This window comes from Streptococcus sobrinus DSM 20742 = ATCC 33478, from assembly GCF_000686605.1.
Classification (GTDB): domain Bacteria; phylum Bacillota; class Bacilli; order Lactobacillales; family Streptococcaceae; genus Streptococcus; species Streptococcus sobrinus.
Genome location: NZ_JMLC01000034.1, coordinates 1 through 15,984 on the forward strand (window position 1 = coordinate 1; position 15,984 = coordinate 15,984).

Consider the following 15,984-nt stretch of genomic DNA (forward strand, 5'->3'; position numbering starts at 1 on the left):
TAGACAAGCTCATATTTTCCTTTACGAACTTGTTGTCTAACTTGCCCACGCTTAACCTCATTGTGAATGGTTTGAGGAGCTTTGGCTAATCGCCTAGCCACTTCACGATGGGAGAGCCCTTCTCGTAACCACCGTTCAATCATTCTACGGTCTGCTAGTGTTAACTGTTTCCCTTTTGGTGTATAATAGTCTTGCATCTCAGAGTCCTTCTAATTGTTGTTGTGGTGATTACAATTATATCTCTCTGAGGTGTTTTTTTATACCCTTGTGCTGGCTAACTTCATTTTAGAACTTTCAAGCTTTACAAAAAGAAGAAGTTTTTAATAAAAAGAGCAAAAACCCTTGTCAAGCCTTGGCATTTCTGTTATTATATTATGGTGCTGTAAAATACAGCCTTAGCTATGATACAAGAGGTTGCGACACGCTCGGCTGCATTGCCACGCAGCGACCTGTCGGTTTTCTTGAGGAGCTAGCCTATTATCGTAAATAGACGAGAGGAGAAAAGATGGCAAACAAAAAAATCCGTATTCGCTTGAAAGCTTACGAACATCGCACACTTGATACTGCGGCAGAAAAAATCGTAGAAACTGCAACCCGTACAGGTGCATCAGTTGCTGGTCCAATTCCATTGCCGACTGAACGCAGTCTTTACACTGTTATTCGCGCGACTCACAAATACAAAGATTCTCGCGAACAATTCGAAATGCGTACTCACAAACGTCTGATTGACATCGTGAATCCTACGCAAAAAACCGTTGATGCTTTGATGAAGTTGGATCTTCCAAGTGGCGTTAACGTTGAAATTAAGCTGTAATCAAGGCGAAAGCAGAAGTGGCGAGTGTTCGAGTAAAATTGAACACGGACTAAACTCTGTGTGGAAAAGAGCGAAATCATCTCGGATCTTGAACCGTCGCTGATTTGTCTATTTTCACTTTGAGTTTGACGTCCTTTGTATCTTGATTTGAGCATAAAAAACGCTCGTTAAAAACTTTTTTGAGCACGAAAAACGCTCATAAAAAACTTTTTAAAAATAAAGTAAAGGAAATATTTTCTCATGACAAAAGGAATCTTAGGGAAAAAAGTGGGAATGACTCAAATCTTCACTGAATCTGGTGAATTTATCCCTGTTACTGTCATCGAAGCGGCTCCAAACGTTGTGCTTCAAGTGAAAACTGTTGAAACAGATGGTTATGAAGCAGTTCAAGTTGGTTTTGACGACAAACGTGAAGTGTTGAGCAACAAACCTGCTCAAGGCCATGTGGCGAAAGCCAACACAGCTCCTAAGCGCTTCATTCGTGAATTCAAAAACATTGAAGGCTTGGAAGTTGGTTCAGAATTAACTGTTGAACAATTCGAAGCTGGAGATGTTGTTGATGTAACTGGTACAACGAAAGGTAAAGGTTTCCAAGGTGCTATCAAGCGTCACGGTCAATCTCGTGGCCCTATGGCACACGGTTCTCGTTATCACCGCCGTCCTGGTTCAATGGGTCCTGTTGCCCCTAACCGTGTTTTCAAAAACAAACACTTGGCTGGACGCATGGGTGGTAACCGTGTAACCATTCAAAACCTTGAAGTTGCACAAGTTATCCCAGAGAAAAACGTTATCTTGATTAAGGGTAACGTACCAGGTGCTAAGAAGTCTCTTATCACTATCAAAACAGCAGTAAAGGCTGCTAAACAATAAGAAAGGAGAAAACAGTTATAATGGCAAACGTAAAACTATTTGACCAAACTGGTAAAGAAGTTAGCACAGTTGAATTGAACGACGCTGTCTTCGGTATCGAACCAAACGAATCTGTAGTATTCGACGTCGTCATCAGCCAACGCGCCAGCCTTCGCCAAGGTACTCACGCGGTTAAAAACCGTTCTGCAGTATCTGGTGGTGGTCGTAAGCCATGGCGCCAAAAAGGAACTGGACGTGCCCGTCAAGGTTCTATCCGCTCGCCACAATGGCGTGGTGGTGGTGTGGTCTTCGGTCCAACTCCACGTTCATACGCTTACAAATTTCCACAAAAAGTTCGTCGCCTTGCTTTGAAATCAGTTCTTTCAGCTAAAGTTGCTGAAGAAAAACTGGTTGCTGTGGACGCTCTTTCATTTGCAGCACCAAAAACTGCTGAATTTGCAAAGGTTCTTAACGCACTTAGCATTGATTCAAAAGTACTTGTTGTTTTGGAAGACGGAAACGAAACTGCTGCTTTGTCAGCTCGTAACCTTCCAAACGTAACTGTTGCGACTGCAACAACTGCAAGTGTTCTTGACATCGTAAATGCAGACAAACTTCTTGTTACTAAAGAAGCTATCTCTACAATCGAGGAGGTTCTTGCATAATGAACTTGTACGACGTAATCAAAAAGCCTGTTATCACTGAAAAGTCAATGCTTGACTTGGAAAACGGAAAATACACATTTGAAGTTGATACACGTGCTCACAAATTGCTCATCAAGCAGGCTATCGAAGCTGCTTTTGATGGTGTCAAGGTTGCTAGTGTTAATACTGTAAATGTTAAGCCAAAACAAAAACGTGTTGGTCGTTATACAGGATTTACAAGTAAAACTAAAAAAGCTATCGTTACTCTTACAGCTGACTCAAAAGCAATTGAGTTGTTCGCAGCTGAAGCTGAATAATCTAAGGAGGAAATAAGGTGGGTATTAAAGTTTTTAAACCAACAACAAATGGCCGTCGCAATATGACTTCTTTGGATTTTGCAGAAATCACTACAAACACTCCTGAGAAATCATTGCTCATTTCTTTGGGCAAGACAGCTGGTCGTAACAACAATGGCCGCATCACTGTTCGCCACCATGGTGGAGGACACAAACGCCATTACCGTATCATCGACTTCAAACGTAACAAAGACGATGTTGAAGCAGTTGTTAAAACAATTGAATACGATCCAAATCGTACTGCTAACATCGCCCTTGTTCACTATACTGATGGTGTGAAGGCCTACATCATTGCCCCTAAGGGTCTTGAAGTTGGCCAACGTATCGTATCTGGACCAGAGGCTGATATCAAGGTTGGTAATGCTTTGCCATTGGCAAACATCCCAGTCGGTACCATCATCCACAACATTGAGTTGAAACCTGGTAAAGGTGGAGAACTTGTTCGCGCGGCTGGAGCTTCCGCTCAAGTACTAGGTCAAGAAGGTAAATACGTTCTCGTTCGTCTTCAATCTGGTGAAGTTCGTATGATTCTTGGAACTTGCCGTGCAACCGTTGGGGTCGTTGGCAACGAACAACAATCATTGGTTAACCTCGGTAAAGCTGGACGTAATCGCTGGAAAGGTGTTCGCCCAACAGTTCGTGGTTCTGTAATGAACCCTAACGATCACCCTCACGGTGGTGGTGAAGGTAAAGCACCTGTCGGACGTAAAGCGCCATCTACTCCTTGGGGTAAACCTGCGCTTGGTCTTAAGACACGTAGCAAGAAGGCTAAATCAGACAAACTTATTGTTCGTCGTCGTAATGAAAAATAAGCATAAGATTAAAAATCCGCCAGCTCGGTAGGATGAGTGAGAGCTGCTCTCGCTTATCCCAGCCGCTGTGGTACTTATTTAAAGGAGAAATTATTAAATGGGACGCAGTCTTAAAAAAGGACCTTTCGTCGATGAGCATTTGATGAAAAAAGTTGAAGCTCAAGCGAACGAAGAAAAGAAAAAAGTTATTAAAACTTGGTCACGTCGTTCAACGATTTTCCCAAGTTTTATCGGTTATACAATCGCTGTTTATGATGGACGTAAACACGTACCAGTTTACATCCAAGAAGACATGGTAGGTCACAAGCTTGGTGAATTTGCACCAACACGTACTTACAAAGGTCACGCAACAGACGACAAGAGAACTCGTTAATAGGAGGAGGACACAATGGCAGAAATTACTTCAGCTAAAGCAATGGCTCGTACAGTGCGTGTTTCACCTCGTAAAACACGTCTTGTTCTTGACCTTATTCGCGGTAAGAACGTTGCCGATGCAATCGCAATCTTGAAATTCACCCCAAACAAAGCTGCTGGTGTGGTTGAAAAAGTTTTGAACTCAGCAATCGCTAACGCAGAAAATAACTTTGGTTTGGAAAAAGCAAACTTGGTCGTATCTGAAACATTTGCAAACGAAGGACCAACCATGAAACGGTTCCGTCCACGTGCCAAAGGTTCAGCTTCACCAATCAACAAACGCACAACCCACGTAACTGTGGTTGTAGCAGAAAAATAAGGAGGTAAAATCGTGGGTCAAAAAGTACATCCAATTGGTATGCGTGTCGGTGTCATTCGTGACTGGGACGCAAAATGGTATGCTGAAAAAGAATACGCAGATTACCTTCATGAAGATTTGGCAATCCGTAAGTTCATCAGCAAGGAATTGGCCGATGCTTCAGTTTCAACTGTTGAAATTGAACGTGCGGTAAACAAGGTCATCGTTTCCCTTCATACTGCTAAACCAGGTATGGTTATCGGTAAAGGTGGCGCAAACGTTGATGCTTTGCGGGCTAAATTAAATAAGTTGACTGGGAAACAAGTCCACATCAATATCGTTGAAATCAAGGCACCAGATTTGGATGCTCATCTGGTTGGCGAAAATATTGCTCGTCAATTGGAACAACGTGTGGCATTCCGTCGCGCACAAAAGCAAGCTATCCAACGCACAATGCGTGCTGGAGCAAAAGGAATCAAGACTCAAGTATCTGGTCGTTTGAACGGTGCTGATATCGCCCGTGCAGAAGGATACTCAGAAGGAACTGTTCCGCTTCACACCCTTCGTGCCGATATTGATTACGCTTGGGAAGAAGCAGACACTACTTACGGAAAACTTGGTGTTAAAGTTTGGATCTATCGTGGTGAAGTGCTTCCAGCTCGTAAGAACACTAAAGGAGGCAAATAACAAATGTTAGTACCTAAACGTGTTAAACACCGTCGCGAATTCCGTGGAAAAATGCGTGGTGAAGCTAAAGGTGGTAAGGAAGTAGTATTCGGCGAATATGGTCTGCAAGCTACAACTAGCCACTGGATCACCAACCGCCAAATCGAAGCTGCCCGTATCGCTATGACGCGTTACATGAAACGTGGTGGTCGAGTTTGGATCAAGATCTTCCCTCACAAATCATACACCGCTAAAGCTATCGGGGTACGTATGGGATCTGGTAAAGGGGCACCTGAAGGTTGGGTTTCACCAGTTAAACGTGGCAAGGTCATGTTTGAAATTGGTGGCGTTCCAGAAGAAGTTGCTCGTGAAGCCCTTCGTCTGGCTAGTCACAAGTTGCCGGTTAAGACTAAATTCGTAAAACGCGAAGCAGAATAAGGAGAAGACATGAAACTTAAAGAAATCAAAGAGTTTGTTGCTGAGCTTCGTGGCTTGTCTCAAGAAGAACTTGCTCAAAAAGAAAGCGAACTCAAAAAAGAACTTTTTGATCTTCGTTTCCAAGCAGCTGCAGGTCAACTTGATCAAACTGCTCGTTTGAACGAAGTCAAAAAACAAATTGCACGCGTGAAAACTGTGCAAGCAGAAATGAAATAATAGATTGGGAAAGGAGTAATTCTAATAATGGAACGTAATCAACGTAAGACCCTTGTTGGACGTGTAGTATCTGACAAGATGGATAAAACAATCACTGTTGTAGTTGAAACAAAGCGTAACCACCCAGTCTATGGTAAACGTATCAACTATTCTAAGAAATACAAAGCACATGATGAAAACAATACCGCTAAAGAAGGCGATATCGTTCGTATCATGGAAACTCGTCCACTTTCAGCTACAAAACATTTCCGTCTTGTAGAAGTTCTGGAAAAGGCTGTTATTATCTAATCAAACTAGAAGGAGACATTTGACATGATTCAACAAGAAAGTCGCTTGAAAGTTGCTGATAATAGCGGTGCTCGTGAAATCTTGACTATCAAAGTTCTTGGTGGTTCAGGACGTAAATTCGCTAACATCGGTGACGTTATCGTTGCCTCTGTCAAGCAAGCTACACCTGGTGCAGCTGTTAAAAAAGGTGACGTTGTTAAAGCTGTTATCGTTCGTACAAAATCTGGTGCTCGTCGTGCTGATGGTTCTTACATCAAGTTCGATGAAAATGCAGCAGTTCTGATCCGTGATGATAAAACTCCTCGTGGAACACGTATCTTTGGCCCAGTAGCACGTGAATTGCGTGAAAATGGCTATATGCGTATCGTATCTTTGGCACCGGAAGTTCTTTAATTTCCAACCTTAGTTACTAGAAAACAAACTTAGTCCCCTGGAATATATCTAGGGTGCCCTATTGGAGAGGGCGTAAGAAATAATAGGAGAAATACTCAATGTTTGTAAAAAAAGGCGACAAGGTTCGCGTTATTGCTGGTAAGGACAAGGGCACTGAAGCTGTAGTCCTCAAGGCTCTTCCAAAAGTAAATAAAGTAGTGGTTGAAGGTGTTGCTATCATGAAGAAACACCAAAAACCAAACAACGAAAACCCTCAAGGGGCAATCGTTGAAGTTGAAGCACCAATCCACGCTTCAAACGTTCAAGTCTTGGACAAGAACGGTGTGGCTGGACGTGTTGGCTACAAGTTTGTTGACGGCAAGAAAGTTCGTTACAACAAAAAATCAGGCGAAGTGCTTGATTAATCACGAAGGAAAGGAGAAAGTAAATAATGGCTAATCGTCTTAAAGAAAAATACACTAATGAAGTAGTTCCTGCCTTGACAGAAAAATTTAACTACTCATCAGTCATGGCCGTTCCAAAAGTTGAGAAAATCGTTCTTAACATGGGTGTTGGTGATGCTGTAAACAATAGTAAGAACTTGGAAAAAGCTGCTGCTGAGTTGGCAATGATTTCCGGTCAAAAACCATTGATTACCAAAGCTAAAAAATCAATCGCCGGTTTCCGCCTTCGTGAAGGGGTAGCAATCGGTGCTAAAGTGACGCTTCGTGGCGAACGCATGTACGAATTTTTGGATAAATTGGTAACTGTTTCACTTCCACGTGTCCGTGACTTCCACGGTGTTCCAACAAGATCATTTGATGGACGTGGTAACTACACTCTTGGTGTTAAAGAACAATTGATCTTTCCAGAAATCAATTTCGATGATGTTGATAAGGTACGTGGTCTCGATATTGTTATCGTTACAACTGCTAATACTGACGAAGAATCACGTGAATTGCTTACAGGCCTTGGTATGCCTTTCGCAAAATAAAATAGGAGGTAAATTTAATGGCTAAAAAATCAATGATTGCTAAGAACCACCGCAAAGCGAAGTTCTCTACGCAAGCTTATACTCGTTGCGAACGTTGTGGACGTCCACATTCTGTTTACCGCAAGTTTAAACTTTGCCGTGTTTGCTTCCGTGAATTGGCTTACAAAGGTCAAATTCCTGGCGTTACCAAAGCTTCTTGGTAAGAAGATGAGACTAAGCCCGCAATGAACAAAAGCAAAATTAGGAAGTTATGGTAGTTTGCTTGCAAACAAGATAAGAATCTATTTTGCACAGTTCATAGGGCAAATTCAAATAGGCTTGTATATAAACTAGCTCGAACTCAAATAAAGCGTGATACAAAGGGCGTTTAGCCCGTGTTCAAATCAGCTTGTTTCAATAAATTAACTAGCAAGTGAGTTTTCAAACTACTAGTAAGGAGAAATAAAAAAATGGTTATGACTGACCCAATTGCAGACTTTCTGACTCGTATTCGTAATGCTAATCAAGCACGCCACGAAGTACTTGAAGTGCCTGCATCAAACATCAAAAAAGGAATTGCTGAAATTCTTAAACGTGAAGGTTTTGTAAAAAACGTTGAAGTCGTTGAAGATGACAAGCAAGGCATTGTTCGTGTTTTCTTGAAATATGGACAAGATGGCCAACGTGTTATCACAGGCTTGAAACGTGTTTCAAAACCTGGTCTTCGTGTTTACGCAAAACGTGAAGAACTTCCAAAGGTCCTTAACGGTCTTGGAATTGCAATCATCTCAACTTCAGAAGGTCTCTTGACTGATAAAGAAGCCCGCCAAAAGAATGTTGGTGGTGAAGTGGTTGCCTACGTTTGGTAAGGACATGATGTGAGAGCCTTAAGCTACCAAAGCAAAAATAGGAAAATTAACGAAGAGTCGCAAGACTCTAGGAAATTTGCTCTTTTTTTGCAAAGGTAGTAGCTCGAATTCGAATGTTCATGAATTACAGGTTTTAGCCCGTGTTCAAATCAGCTTGTCTGATTTAGATTTAACCAAACGCCCCGTGAAAACTAGTCATCCGTCTGGATGGCCTGACAATTTAACAGGAGAAAAATAAAACTATGTCACGTATTGGTAATAAGGTTATCGTGTTGCCTGCTGGTGTTGAAGTTGCCAACAAGGACCACGTTGTAACTGTAAAAGGACCTAAAGGTGAACTCACTCGTGAGTTTGACCGCAATATCGAAATTAAAGTCGAAGGCAATGAAGTTTCTCTTCATCGTCCAAACGACTCTAAAGAAATGAAAACTATCCACGGAACAACTCGTGCTAACCTCAACAACATGGTTGTCGGTGTTTCTGAAGGATTCCAAAAAGAACTTGAAATGCGTGGGGTCGGTTATCGTGCCCAACTTCAAGGTTCTAAACTTGTGCTTTCTGTTGGTAAATCTCACCAAGATGAAGTTGAAGCTCCAAAAGATGTAACATTTGAATTGCCAAGTCCAACTCAAATCCTTGTTAAGGGTATTAACAAAGAAGTTGTTGGTCAAACAGCGGCTTACATCCGTGGACTTCGTTCACCAGAACCTTACAAAGGTAAAGGTATTCGTTACGTTGGTGAATACGTTCGTCGTAAAGAAGGTAAAACAGGTAAATAATAGATGGTGTCAGGTGCAGATTTTCTGTTATCTGTCACTCTAAATTGATGAGAGTTGGCTAAAACTAACTCATCATAGAAATTTAAGAGGTGAAAATTGTGATTTCGAAACCAGATAAAAACAAAATCCGCCAAAAACGCCATCGTCGCGTTCGCGGAAAACTCTCTGGAACTGCTGATCGCCCACGTTTGAACGTTTTCCGTTCTAATACAGGCATCTACGCTCAAGTGATTGATGACGTAGCGGGTGTAACGCTCGCAAGTGCTTCAACTCTTGATAAGGAAGTTTCTAAGGGAACTAAGATAGAACAAGCCGTTGTTGTCGGTAAACTTGTTGCTGAACGCGCAGTAGCTAAAGGTATTTCTGAAGTGGTGTTTGACCGCGGTGGATATCTCTATCACGGACGTGTGAAAGCTTTGGCTGACTCAGCTCGTGAAAACGGATTGAAATTCTAATAGGGAGGACACTAAACATGGCATTTAAAGACAATGCAAATGAATTCGAAGAACGCGTCGTTGCCATTAACCGGGTTTCTAAAACTGTAAAAGGTGGACGTAACTTGCGTTTTGCGGCTCTTGTAGTTGTTGGTGACCGCAATGGTCGTGTAGGCTTCGGTACTGGTAAATCTAAAGAAGTTCCAGAAGCTATTCGCAAAGCAGTAGATGATGCTAAGAAAAACTTGATTGATGTTCCTATGGTCGGTACAACAATTCCTCACGAAGTTTACTCAAACTTTGCCGGGGCCCGTGTATTGTTGAAACCAGCTGTTGAAGGGGCTGGAGTTGCTGCTGGTGGTGCTGTTCGTGCCGTTGTCGAATTGGCTGGTATTGCTGATGTGACTTCTAAATCACTTGGTTCAAATACTCCAATCAACATTGTTCGTGCAACTGTTGAAGGTTTGAAACAACTGAAACGTGCAGAAGAAGTTGCCGCACTTCGTGGCATCTCAGTTTCTGACTTAGGATAAGAAAGGGGATATCATGGCTCAAATTAAAATTACTTTGACTAAGTCTCCTATCGGCCGTAAGCCAGAACAACGTAAAACAGTTGTCGCTCTTGGACTTAGTAAATTACACAGTTCTGTTGTCAGAGAGGACAACTCAGCTGTTCGTGGTATGATCAAGGCAGTTTCTCACTTGGTAACTGTCGAAGACGTAAAATAAAAGATAGTAAGTCGCAAGGTTTTTCTTTGCGACTTCTACTAAATTAAGAGATAATGTATAGGCGAGTTTTTGGGGAGAGTCCTTTTCCCTCCTCAAAGGCGCTAGCATTTTACAAATAAAGGAGAAAATTAGACATGAAACTTCATGAATTGAAACCAGCTGAAGGTTCCCGCAAGACTCGTAACCGTGTTGGTCGTGGTGACTCATCAGGTAACGGTAAAACTGCAGGACGTGGTCAAAAGGGTCAAAAGGCTCGTAGTGGTGGTAAAGTTCGTTTGGGATTTGAAGGTGGACAAACTCCACTCTTCCGTCGTCTGCCAAAACGTGGATTTACCAACATTAACGCTAAAGAATATGCCTTGGTGAACCTTGACCAATTGAATGTCTTTGAAGACGGTACAGAAGTAACCCCAGTTGTCTTGAAGGAAGCTGGAATCGTCCGTGCTGAAAAATCAGGCGTTAAGGTTCTGGGGAACGGTGAACTGACTAAGAAATTGACTGTTAAAGCAGCTAAGTTTTCAAAATCTGCCGAAGCAGCTATCACAGCTAAAGGTGGTTCAATCGAAGTCATCTAATGAGGAGTACTCATTATGTTCTTTAAATTATTAATTGAAGCATTGCGGCTGAAAAATGTAAGGAGAAAAATTTTCTTTACGATTTTTGCTATTCTGGTCTTCCGGATTGGTGCACATATCACGGTGCCAGGTGTTAATGCGACAAGTCTTGAGAATATGAAGGATTTACCTTTCCTGAATATGCTCAATCTGATTAGTGGTAGTGCTATGGGATCATTCTCAATCTTTGCATTGGGGGTTAGTCCATACATTACGGCTTCCATCGTTGTTCAGCTTTTGCAGATGGATATTTATCCACGCTTTGTTGAGTGGAGTAAGCAAGGGGAAGTTGGTCGGCGTAAGCTTAACCAAGCAACCCGCTATATTTCCTTGGTACTGGCCTTCATCCAGTCGGTTTCGATTACGGCAGGATTTAACATCTTGGCTTCATCCAAGCTCTTGGCTAATCCTAGTCCAAAGACCTTTTTGATAGTTGGTTTAATTCTAACTACTGGTACTGTTATTGTGACCTGGTTAGGTGACCAAATTACCGATAAAGGTTTTGGTAACGGAGTTTCTATGATTATCTTCGCGGGTATCATTGCTCAGATTCCTAATGCTGTTAAATCAATCTACAACGAATACTTTGTAAATATTGCGCCGGGCCAACTAACAAATTCATGGATTTATATTGGTCTCCTTGTCTTTGCGGTCTTGGTTATCATCTTTTTTACAACCTTCGTTCAACAAGCTGAATACCAAATTCCGATTCAATATACTAAGTTGGCACAAGGGGCTCCAACCAGCTCTTACCTGCCACTGAAGGTCAATCCTGCCGGGGTTATCCCTGTAATCTTCGCAAGTTCGATTACAGCGGCACCCAGCTCGATTATCACCTTCCTTCAAAGTACCAATGTTAATCTTCCTTGGTTAGATACTTTGCAAGAGCTCTTCTCTTACCAATCCCCAACTGGGATGGCTATCTACGCTGTTCTGATTGCTCTTTTCTCTTTCTTCTATACCTTTGTACAGGTTAATCCAGAGAAAACAGCTGAGAATTTGCAAAAGAATGCAGCTTATATTCCAAGTGTCCGGCCGGGTCGGGAAACAGAGCAGTATTTATCATCGCTCTTGAAGAAGTTAGCCACCATTGGCTCACTCTTTCTAGCTTTTATTGCTTTGATTCCCATCATTGCCCAACAAATGTTTAACCTCTCATCAACCGTTGCTCTCGGGGGTACAAGTTTGCTTATCCTGATTTCAACTGGTATTGAAGGTATGAAACAATTGGAAGGCTACCTCCTGAAGAAGAAATATGTTGGATTTATGAATGCGGAATAGGGAGTAAAACAGGTTTTTATGGCTTAGCCATCAATTTCGTTGTCACACCCAATCAACTACCGCATCAGAGGTAACAATCTTAAAAAAATAGTGGGGCTAGAGTCTTTTGTCTCAGCCTCTTCTATTTTGTTTTTTGATAAGTTTGCTAGTTTAGCAGGCTTATTTAAAAACAAAATTAAGGAGATGACTATGAATCTTTTAATCATGGGCCTGCCAGGTGCTGGTAAGGGAACCCAAGCAGCGAAAATCGTTGAAGAGTTTGGCGTGGCCCATATCTCAACTGGAGATATGTTCCGTGCAGCTATTGCTAACCAAACCGAGCTTGGACTTTTGGCTAAGTCTTACATGGATAAGGGGGACCTGGTTCCAGATGAAGTTACCAATGGGATTGTCAAGGAACGCTTGGCTCAAGATGACATCAAGGAAAAAGGTTTCTTGCTTGATGGTTACCCACGGACCTTGGAACAAGCTCAGGAATTGGATACTATTCTCAAGGAATTGGGCTTGAAGCTGGATGCTATTATCAACATTGAAATCGAATCAAGCAAGCTGGTTGAACGTTTGAGTGGTCGGATTATCAACCGCAAGACGGGGGAAACCTATCACAAGGTCTTCAATCCACCTGCTGATTACAATGAAGAAGACTACTACCAACGTGAAGACGACAAACCTGAAGCTGTTAAACGTCGTTTGGAAGTCAATATTGCTCAGGGTCAACCGATTATCGCCTACTATCGGGAACAAAATCTTGTTCACGATATCCAAGGTGATCAAGATATCGATGATGTCTTCAAAGAGGTCAGCCAAGCGATTTCAGGCTTGAAATAATTTGGCTATCCTACTTGCACAAGTACTTGACTTGTGATATTATAAAATAGTCTGACTTATAATTGTTACCCTTGTGTTCAAGGGAATCTAATCGAAATTTAGGGGGTACTTTTGCGTGGCAAAAGAAGATGTGATTGAAATTGAAGGTAAGGTTGTTGAAACCATGCCTAATGCTATGTTTACAGTTGAGCTTGAAAATGGTCACCAAATTTTGGCGACAGTTTCAGGGAAAATCCGCAAGAATTACATTCGTATTTTGGTTGGAGACCGTGTGACTGTTGAAATGAGCCCATACGACTTAACGCGTGGACGCATCACATACCGCTTTAAATAATCGAAATAATTGGAGGGATTAAGATATGAAGGTAAGACCATCAGTTAAACCAATTTGCGAATACTGTAAAGTTATTCGCCGTAACGGTCGTGTTATGGTTATTTGTCCATCAAATCCAAAACACAAACAACGTCAAGGATAATATAGAAAGGAGAAGATATGGCTCGTATTGCTGGAGTTGATATTCCAAACGATAAACACGTAGTAATTTCATTGACTTATATCTATGGAATTGGATTGGCAACCGCTCAAAAAATCTTGGCTGCTGCAGGTGTTGCAGAAGACATCCGCGTTAAAGATTTAACAACGGATCAAGAAGATGCTATCCGTCGTGAAGTTGATAACATCAAGGTTGAAGGTGACCTTCGTCGTGAAGTGAACATGAACATCAAACGTTTGATGGAAATCGGATCTTATCGTGGAATTCGTCACCGTCGTGGACTTCCTGTTCGCGGACAAAACACAAAAAACAATGCTCGTACTCGTAAAGGTAAAGCCGTTGCGATTGCAGGCAAGAAAAAATAAAATAGGAGGTATATAAATTGGCTAAACCAACACGTAAACGTCGTGTGAAAAAGAACATCGAATCCGGTGTTGCACATATTCACGCTACATTTAACAACACTATTGTTATGATTACAGATGTGCATGGTAACGCTTTGGCCTGGTCATCAGCTGGTGCGCTTGGTTTCAAGGGTTCTCGTAAATCTACACCTTTCGCTGCCCAAATGGCTGCTGAAGCTGCTGCAAAATCTGCCCAAGACCATGGTTTGAAAACAGTCGAAGTTACTGTTAAAGGACCTGGTTCTGGTCGTGAATCAGCTATTCGTGCTCTTGCAGCTGCAGGTCTTGAAGTCACTGCAATTCGTGATGTGACTCCTGTGCCACACAACGGTGCTCGTCCTCCAAAACGTCGTCGTGTATAATCGTAACAAACTTACTAACTGTACACTACATCGTTTCGAGGGAGCATTTAAATGATTGAGTTTGAAAAACCAACAATAACAAAAATTGATGAAAATAAAGATTATGGCAGATTTGTCATCGAACCACTTGAACGTGGTTACGGAACAACTCTAGGTAACTCTCTTCGTCGTGTACTTCTGTCTTCACTTCCAGGTGCAGCGGTAACATCAATTAAGATTGATGGAGTACTTCACGAGTTTGATACAATCCCTGGAGTCCGTGAAGATGTTATGCAAATCATCCTTAACATTAAAGGACTTGCTGTAAAATCTTACGTCGAAGACGAAAAAACAATCGAACTTGATGTTACAGGTCCAGCAGAAGTGACTGCCGGAGACATCCTGACGGATAGTGACATCGAAATTGTAAATCCCGACCACTATCTTTTCACCATTGCTGAAGGACATTCCCTCAAGGCAACTATGACGGTTGCTAAGAATCGTGGTTACGTTCCAGCAGAAGGTAACAAAAACGATAGCGCACCTGTCGGAACTTTGGCAGTAGATTCAATCTACACCCCTGTCAAAAAGGTTAATTATCAGGTTGAACCAGCTCGCGTTGGTAGCAATGCTGGTTTTGATAAATTGACCATTGAAATTATGACGAATGGGACAATCATTCCTGAAGATGCCCTTGGTCTTTCTGCTCGTGTCTTGATTGAACACTTGAATCTCTTTACTGATTTAACTGAAATTGCTAAGACAACTGAAGTTATGAAGGAAGCAGAAAGTGTTTCAAATGACCAAGTCTTGGATCGGACTATCGAAGAAATCGATCTGTCTGTTCGCTCATACAACTGTTTGAAACGTGCAGGAATCAATACTGTATTTGACCTCACTGAAAAAACAGAGCCTGAAATGATGAAAGTTCGCAACTTGGGACGCAAGAGTCTTGAGGAAGTCAAGGTTAAATTGGCTGAACTTGGTCTCGGGCTAAAAAATGATAAATAAAATAAACATAGGAGGATAAGATGGCTTACCGTAAACTAGGACGCACTAGCTCACAACGTAAAGCAGTTCTTCGCGATTTGACTACAGACCTTTTGATCAACGAATCAATCGTGACTACTGAAGCTCGTGCTAAAGAACTTCGCAAAACAGTCGAAAAAATGATTACTCTTGGTAAACGTGGTGATTTGCATGCTCGTCGTCAAGCAGCCGCTTTTGTACGTAACGAAATTGCATCAGAAAGCTATGATGAAGCAACTGATAAATACACATCAACAACCGCTCTTCAAAAACTTTTTGGCGAAATTGCTCCGCGTTATGCAGAACGCAACGGTGGATACACTCGTATTCTGAAAACAGAACCTCGCCGTGGTGATGCTGCTCCAATGGCAATTATTGAACTTGTATAATCATCAATTTTGTTGAGTGTTATGATGATGGATATTCATGATGAGTATCTTAGTCTAGCTCTGGTCTACCGCTGAGGGGGTTCTCTCAGCGGGAACACTCATCATATTTTTTGTAGAAAACAAAGCGTAACGCTTGTTTACGAAATCTTTTTAAAGCTTAGAATGATTTCGCAAGCAGGCGTTTTTTATGACTAGACATCAAAAACACCAGCTTTTGGTAATTTCTAGGAAACCTTTGAGCAAATTTTGATAACTGGTGAAATTTTTAAAAAAATTCTGACAAAGTTGTTGACAATGCAAAGAGTGTTTGCTAGAATAAAGAAGCTGTCCTCGAGAGGGGACAAAGACCTTTGAGAACTGAATAGCGAAAGCAACCAAGACGTGCGGGTTAAGGAATTAACCTGTCAAAAAAGCAATAAATCTGTCAGAGACGGATTGAGTAAAGATTAAATGAGAGTTTGATCCTGGCTCAGGACGAACGCTGGCGGCGTGCCTAATACATGCAAGTGGAACGCATTGGTAACACCGGACTTGCTCCAGTGTTACTAATGAGTCGCGAACGGGTGAGTAACGCGTAGGTAACCTGCCTGATAGCGGGGGATAACTATTGGAAACGATAGCTAATACCGCATAAGAGGAGTTAACTCATGTTA

The 15,984-nt window shown here is 41.9% G+C and carries 30 protein-coding genes and 1 rRNA gene; 30 read left to right on the forward strand and 1 reads right to left on the reverse strand.

From position 1 onward, the window contains the following. The coding region (locus tag BS63_RS0109370; protein WP_028798563.1) for a helix-turn-helix domain-containing protein at window positions 1-197 on the reverse strand (197 nt) is incomplete at its 3' end. Window positions 198-505: 308 nt separating this feature from the next. On the opposite strand from BS63_RS0109370, the gene rpsJ reads away from it, so the two are divergent. From rpsJ to BS63_RS0109515, 30 genes are all read left to right on the forward strand, one after another. Next, on the forward strand, window positions 506-814 hold the full coding sequence (rpsJ, locus tag BS63_RS0109375) for a 30S ribosomal protein S10 (protein WP_002959404.1): 309 nt from the start codon (window positions 506-508) through the stop codon (window positions 812-814). Window positions 815-1,054: 240 nt separating this feature from the next. Continuing rightward, window positions 1,055-1,684, forward strand: coding sequence for a 50S ribosomal protein L3 (gene rplC / locus BS63_RS0109380; protein ID WP_002959401.1), 630 nt, complete (start codon window positions 1,055-1,057; stop codon window positions 1,682-1,684). A 20-nt stretch (window positions 1,685-1,704) separates the two neighbouring features. After that, on the forward strand, window positions 1,705-2,328 hold the full coding sequence (gene rplD / locus BS63_RS0109385) for a 50S ribosomal protein L4 (protein WP_002959399.1): 624 nt from the start codon (window positions 1,705-1,707) through the stop codon (window positions 2,326-2,328). Next, complete coding sequence (locus tag BS63_RS0109390; protein WP_002959398.1) at window positions 2,328-2,624, forward strand: 50S ribosomal protein L23; 297 nt, start codon at window positions 2,328-2,330, stop codon at window positions 2,622-2,624. Before rplD ends, BS63_RS0109390 begins: the two co-directional genes overlap by 1 nt. Window positions 2,625-2,641: 17 nt before the next feature. After that, the gene (rplB, locus tag BS63_RS0109395) at window positions 2,642-3,475 is read left to right on the forward strand and encodes a 50S ribosomal protein L2 (protein ID WP_002959395.1); all 834 of its coding nucleotides are present in this window, start codon (window positions 2,642-2,644) and stop codon (window positions 3,473-3,475) included. A gap of 97 nt (window positions 3,476-3,572) precedes the next feature. After that, complete coding sequence (rpsS, locus tag BS63_RS0109400) at window positions 3,573-3,848, forward strand: 30S ribosomal protein S19 (protein WP_002959393.1); 276 nt, start codon at window positions 3,573-3,575, stop codon at window positions 3,846-3,848. A gap of 15 nt (window positions 3,849-3,863) precedes the next feature. Continuing rightward, window positions 3,864-4,208 (forward strand): 50S ribosomal protein L22, encoded by a 345-nt coding sequence (rplV, locus tag BS63_RS0109405; RefSeq protein WP_002959391.1) that lies wholly within the window; start codon window positions 3,864-3,866, stop codon window positions 4,206-4,208. Window positions 4,209-4,220: 12 nt separating this feature from the next. Continuing rightward, window positions 4,221-4,874, forward strand: a complete 654-nt coding sequence (gene rpsC, locus BS63_RS0109410; protein ID WP_003001322.1) for a 30S ribosomal protein S3 — start codon at window positions 4,221-4,223, stop codon at window positions 4,872-4,874. A 3-nt stretch (window positions 4,875-4,877) separates the two neighbouring features. After that, window positions 4,878-5,291, forward strand: a complete 414-nt coding sequence (gene rplP / locus BS63_RS0109415; protein WP_002959388.1) for a 50S ribosomal protein L16 — start codon at window positions 4,878-4,880, stop codon at window positions 5,289-5,291. Window positions 5,292-5,300: 9 nt separating this feature from the next. Continuing rightward, a complete protein-coding gene (rpmC, locus tag BS63_RS0109420; RefSeq protein WP_002959386.1) occupies window positions 5,301-5,507 on the forward strand; it encodes a 50S ribosomal protein L29 in 207 nt (68 codons plus the stop codon). Window positions 5,508-5,534: 27 nt separating this feature from the next. After that, window positions 5,535-5,795 (forward strand): 30S ribosomal protein S17, encoded by a 261-nt coding sequence (gene rpsQ / locus BS63_RS0109425; RefSeq protein ID WP_002959384.1) that lies wholly within the window; start codon window positions 5,535-5,537, stop codon window positions 5,793-5,795. Between the two features lie 24 nt (window positions 5,796-5,819). Beyond that, entirely contained in the window at window positions 5,820-6,188 is a 369-nt protein-coding gene (rplN, locus tag BS63_RS0109430) for a 50S ribosomal protein L14 (protein WP_002959382.1), read from the forward strand. A 98-nt stretch (window positions 6,189-6,286) separates the two neighbouring features. After that, window positions 6,287-6,592, forward strand: coding sequence for a 50S ribosomal protein L24 (rplX, locus tag BS63_RS0109435; protein ID WP_002959379.1), 306 nt, complete (start codon window positions 6,287-6,289; stop codon window positions 6,590-6,592). 26 nt (window positions 6,593-6,618) lie between these two features. Further along, on the forward strand, window positions 6,619-7,161 hold the full coding sequence (rplE, locus tag BS63_RS0109440) for a 50S ribosomal protein L5 (RefSeq protein WP_002959377.1): 543 nt from the start codon (window positions 6,619-6,621) through the stop codon (window positions 7,159-7,161). A gap of 17 nt (window positions 7,162-7,178) precedes the next feature. Further along, window positions 7,179-7,364 carry a type Z 30S ribosomal protein S14 gene (locus BS63_RS0109445; protein ID WP_002959375.1) on the forward strand — a complete coding sequence of 62 codons (186 nt, stop codon included), beginning with the start codon at window positions 7,179-7,181 and terminating at the stop codon, window positions 7,362-7,364. A 246-nt stretch (window positions 7,365-7,610) separates the two neighbouring features. After that, complete coding sequence (gene rpsH / locus BS63_RS0109450) at window positions 7,611-8,009, forward strand: 30S ribosomal protein S8 (protein ID WP_002959373.1); 399 nt, start codon at window positions 7,611-7,613, stop codon at window positions 8,007-8,009. Window positions 8,010-8,251: 242 nt separating this feature from the next. After that, a complete protein-coding gene (rplF, locus tag BS63_RS0109455) occupies window positions 8,252-8,788 on the forward strand; it encodes a 50S ribosomal protein L6 (RefSeq protein ID WP_002959371.1) in 537 nt (178 codons plus the stop codon). A 98-nt stretch (window positions 8,789-8,886) separates the two neighbouring features. Next, a complete protein-coding gene (rplR, locus tag BS63_RS0109460; RefSeq protein WP_002959369.1) occupies window positions 8,887-9,243 on the forward strand; it encodes a 50S ribosomal protein L18 in 357 nt (118 codons plus the stop codon). A 17-nt stretch (window positions 9,244-9,260) separates the two neighbouring features. Further along, entirely contained in the window at window positions 9,261-9,755 is a 495-nt protein-coding gene (gene rpsE / locus BS63_RS0109465; protein WP_019771131.1) for a 30S ribosomal protein S5, read from the forward strand. 13 nt (window positions 9,756-9,768) lie between these two features. After that, window positions 9,769-9,951 (forward strand): 50S ribosomal protein L30, encoded by a 183-nt coding sequence (gene rpmD, locus BS63_RS0109470; protein WP_002959367.1) that lies wholly within the window; start codon window positions 9,769-9,771, stop codon window positions 9,949-9,951. Between the two features lie 134 nt (window positions 9,952-10,085). Beyond that, the gene (gene rplO / locus BS63_RS0109475) at window positions 10,086-10,526 is read left to right on the forward strand and encodes a 50S ribosomal protein L15 (protein ID WP_019769299.1); all 441 of its coding nucleotides are present in this window, start codon (window positions 10,086-10,088) and stop codon (window positions 10,524-10,526) included. Window positions 10,527-10,541: 15 nt separating this feature from the next. Then, entirely contained in the window at window positions 10,542-11,846 is a 1,305-nt protein-coding gene (gene secY / locus BS63_RS0109480) for a preprotein translocase subunit SecY (RefSeq protein WP_002959363.1), read from the forward strand. 189 nt (window positions 11,847-12,035) lie between these two features. Further along, the gene (locus tag BS63_RS0109485; protein ID WP_002959360.1) at window positions 12,036-12,674 is read left to right on the forward strand and encodes an adenylate kinase; all 639 of its coding nucleotides are present in this window, start codon (window positions 12,036-12,038) and stop codon (window positions 12,672-12,674) included. A 115-nt stretch (window positions 12,675-12,789) separates the two neighbouring features. Beyond that, window positions 12,790-13,008 carry a translation initiation factor IF-1 gene (gene infA, locus BS63_RS0109490; protein ID WP_001040189.1) on the forward strand — a complete coding sequence of 73 codons (219 nt, stop codon included), beginning with the start codon at window positions 12,790-12,792 and terminating at the stop codon, window positions 13,006-13,008. A gap of 25 nt (window positions 13,009-13,033) precedes the next feature. Further along, window positions 13,034-13,150: a 50S ribosomal protein L36 gene (gene rpmJ, locus BS63_RS1000000111975; protein WP_002959355.1), complete on the forward strand. Its 117-nt coding sequence runs from the start codon at window positions 13,034-13,036 to the stop codon at window positions 13,148-13,150. A 17-nt stretch (window positions 13,151-13,167) separates the two neighbouring features. After that, entirely contained in the window at window positions 13,168-13,533 is a 366-nt protein-coding gene (gene rpsM / locus BS63_RS0109495) for a 30S ribosomal protein S13 (RefSeq protein WP_002959354.1), read from the forward strand. Window positions 13,534-13,550: 17 nt separating this feature from the next. Further along, window positions 13,551-13,934: a 30S ribosomal protein S11 gene (gene rpsK, locus BS63_RS0109500; protein ID WP_002959353.1), complete on the forward strand. Its 384-nt coding sequence runs from the start codon at window positions 13,551-13,553 to the stop codon at window positions 13,932-13,934. 51 nt (window positions 13,935-13,985) lie between these two features. Continuing rightward, complete coding sequence (locus tag BS63_RS0109505) at window positions 13,986-14,924, forward strand: DNA-directed RNA polymerase subunit alpha (RefSeq protein ID WP_002959345.1); 939 nt, start codon at window positions 13,986-13,988, stop codon at window positions 14,922-14,924. A 20-nt stretch (window positions 14,925-14,944) separates the two neighbouring features. Beyond that, complete coding sequence (gene rplQ, locus BS63_RS0109510; RefSeq protein WP_019769298.1) at window positions 14,945-15,331, forward strand: 50S ribosomal protein L17; 387 nt, start codon at window positions 14,945-14,947, stop codon at window positions 15,329-15,331. Between the two features lie 446 nt (window positions 15,332-15,777). Continuing rightward, a 16S ribosomal RNA gene (locus BS63_RS0109515) occupies window positions 15,778-15,984 on the forward strand; the annotation flags it as partial.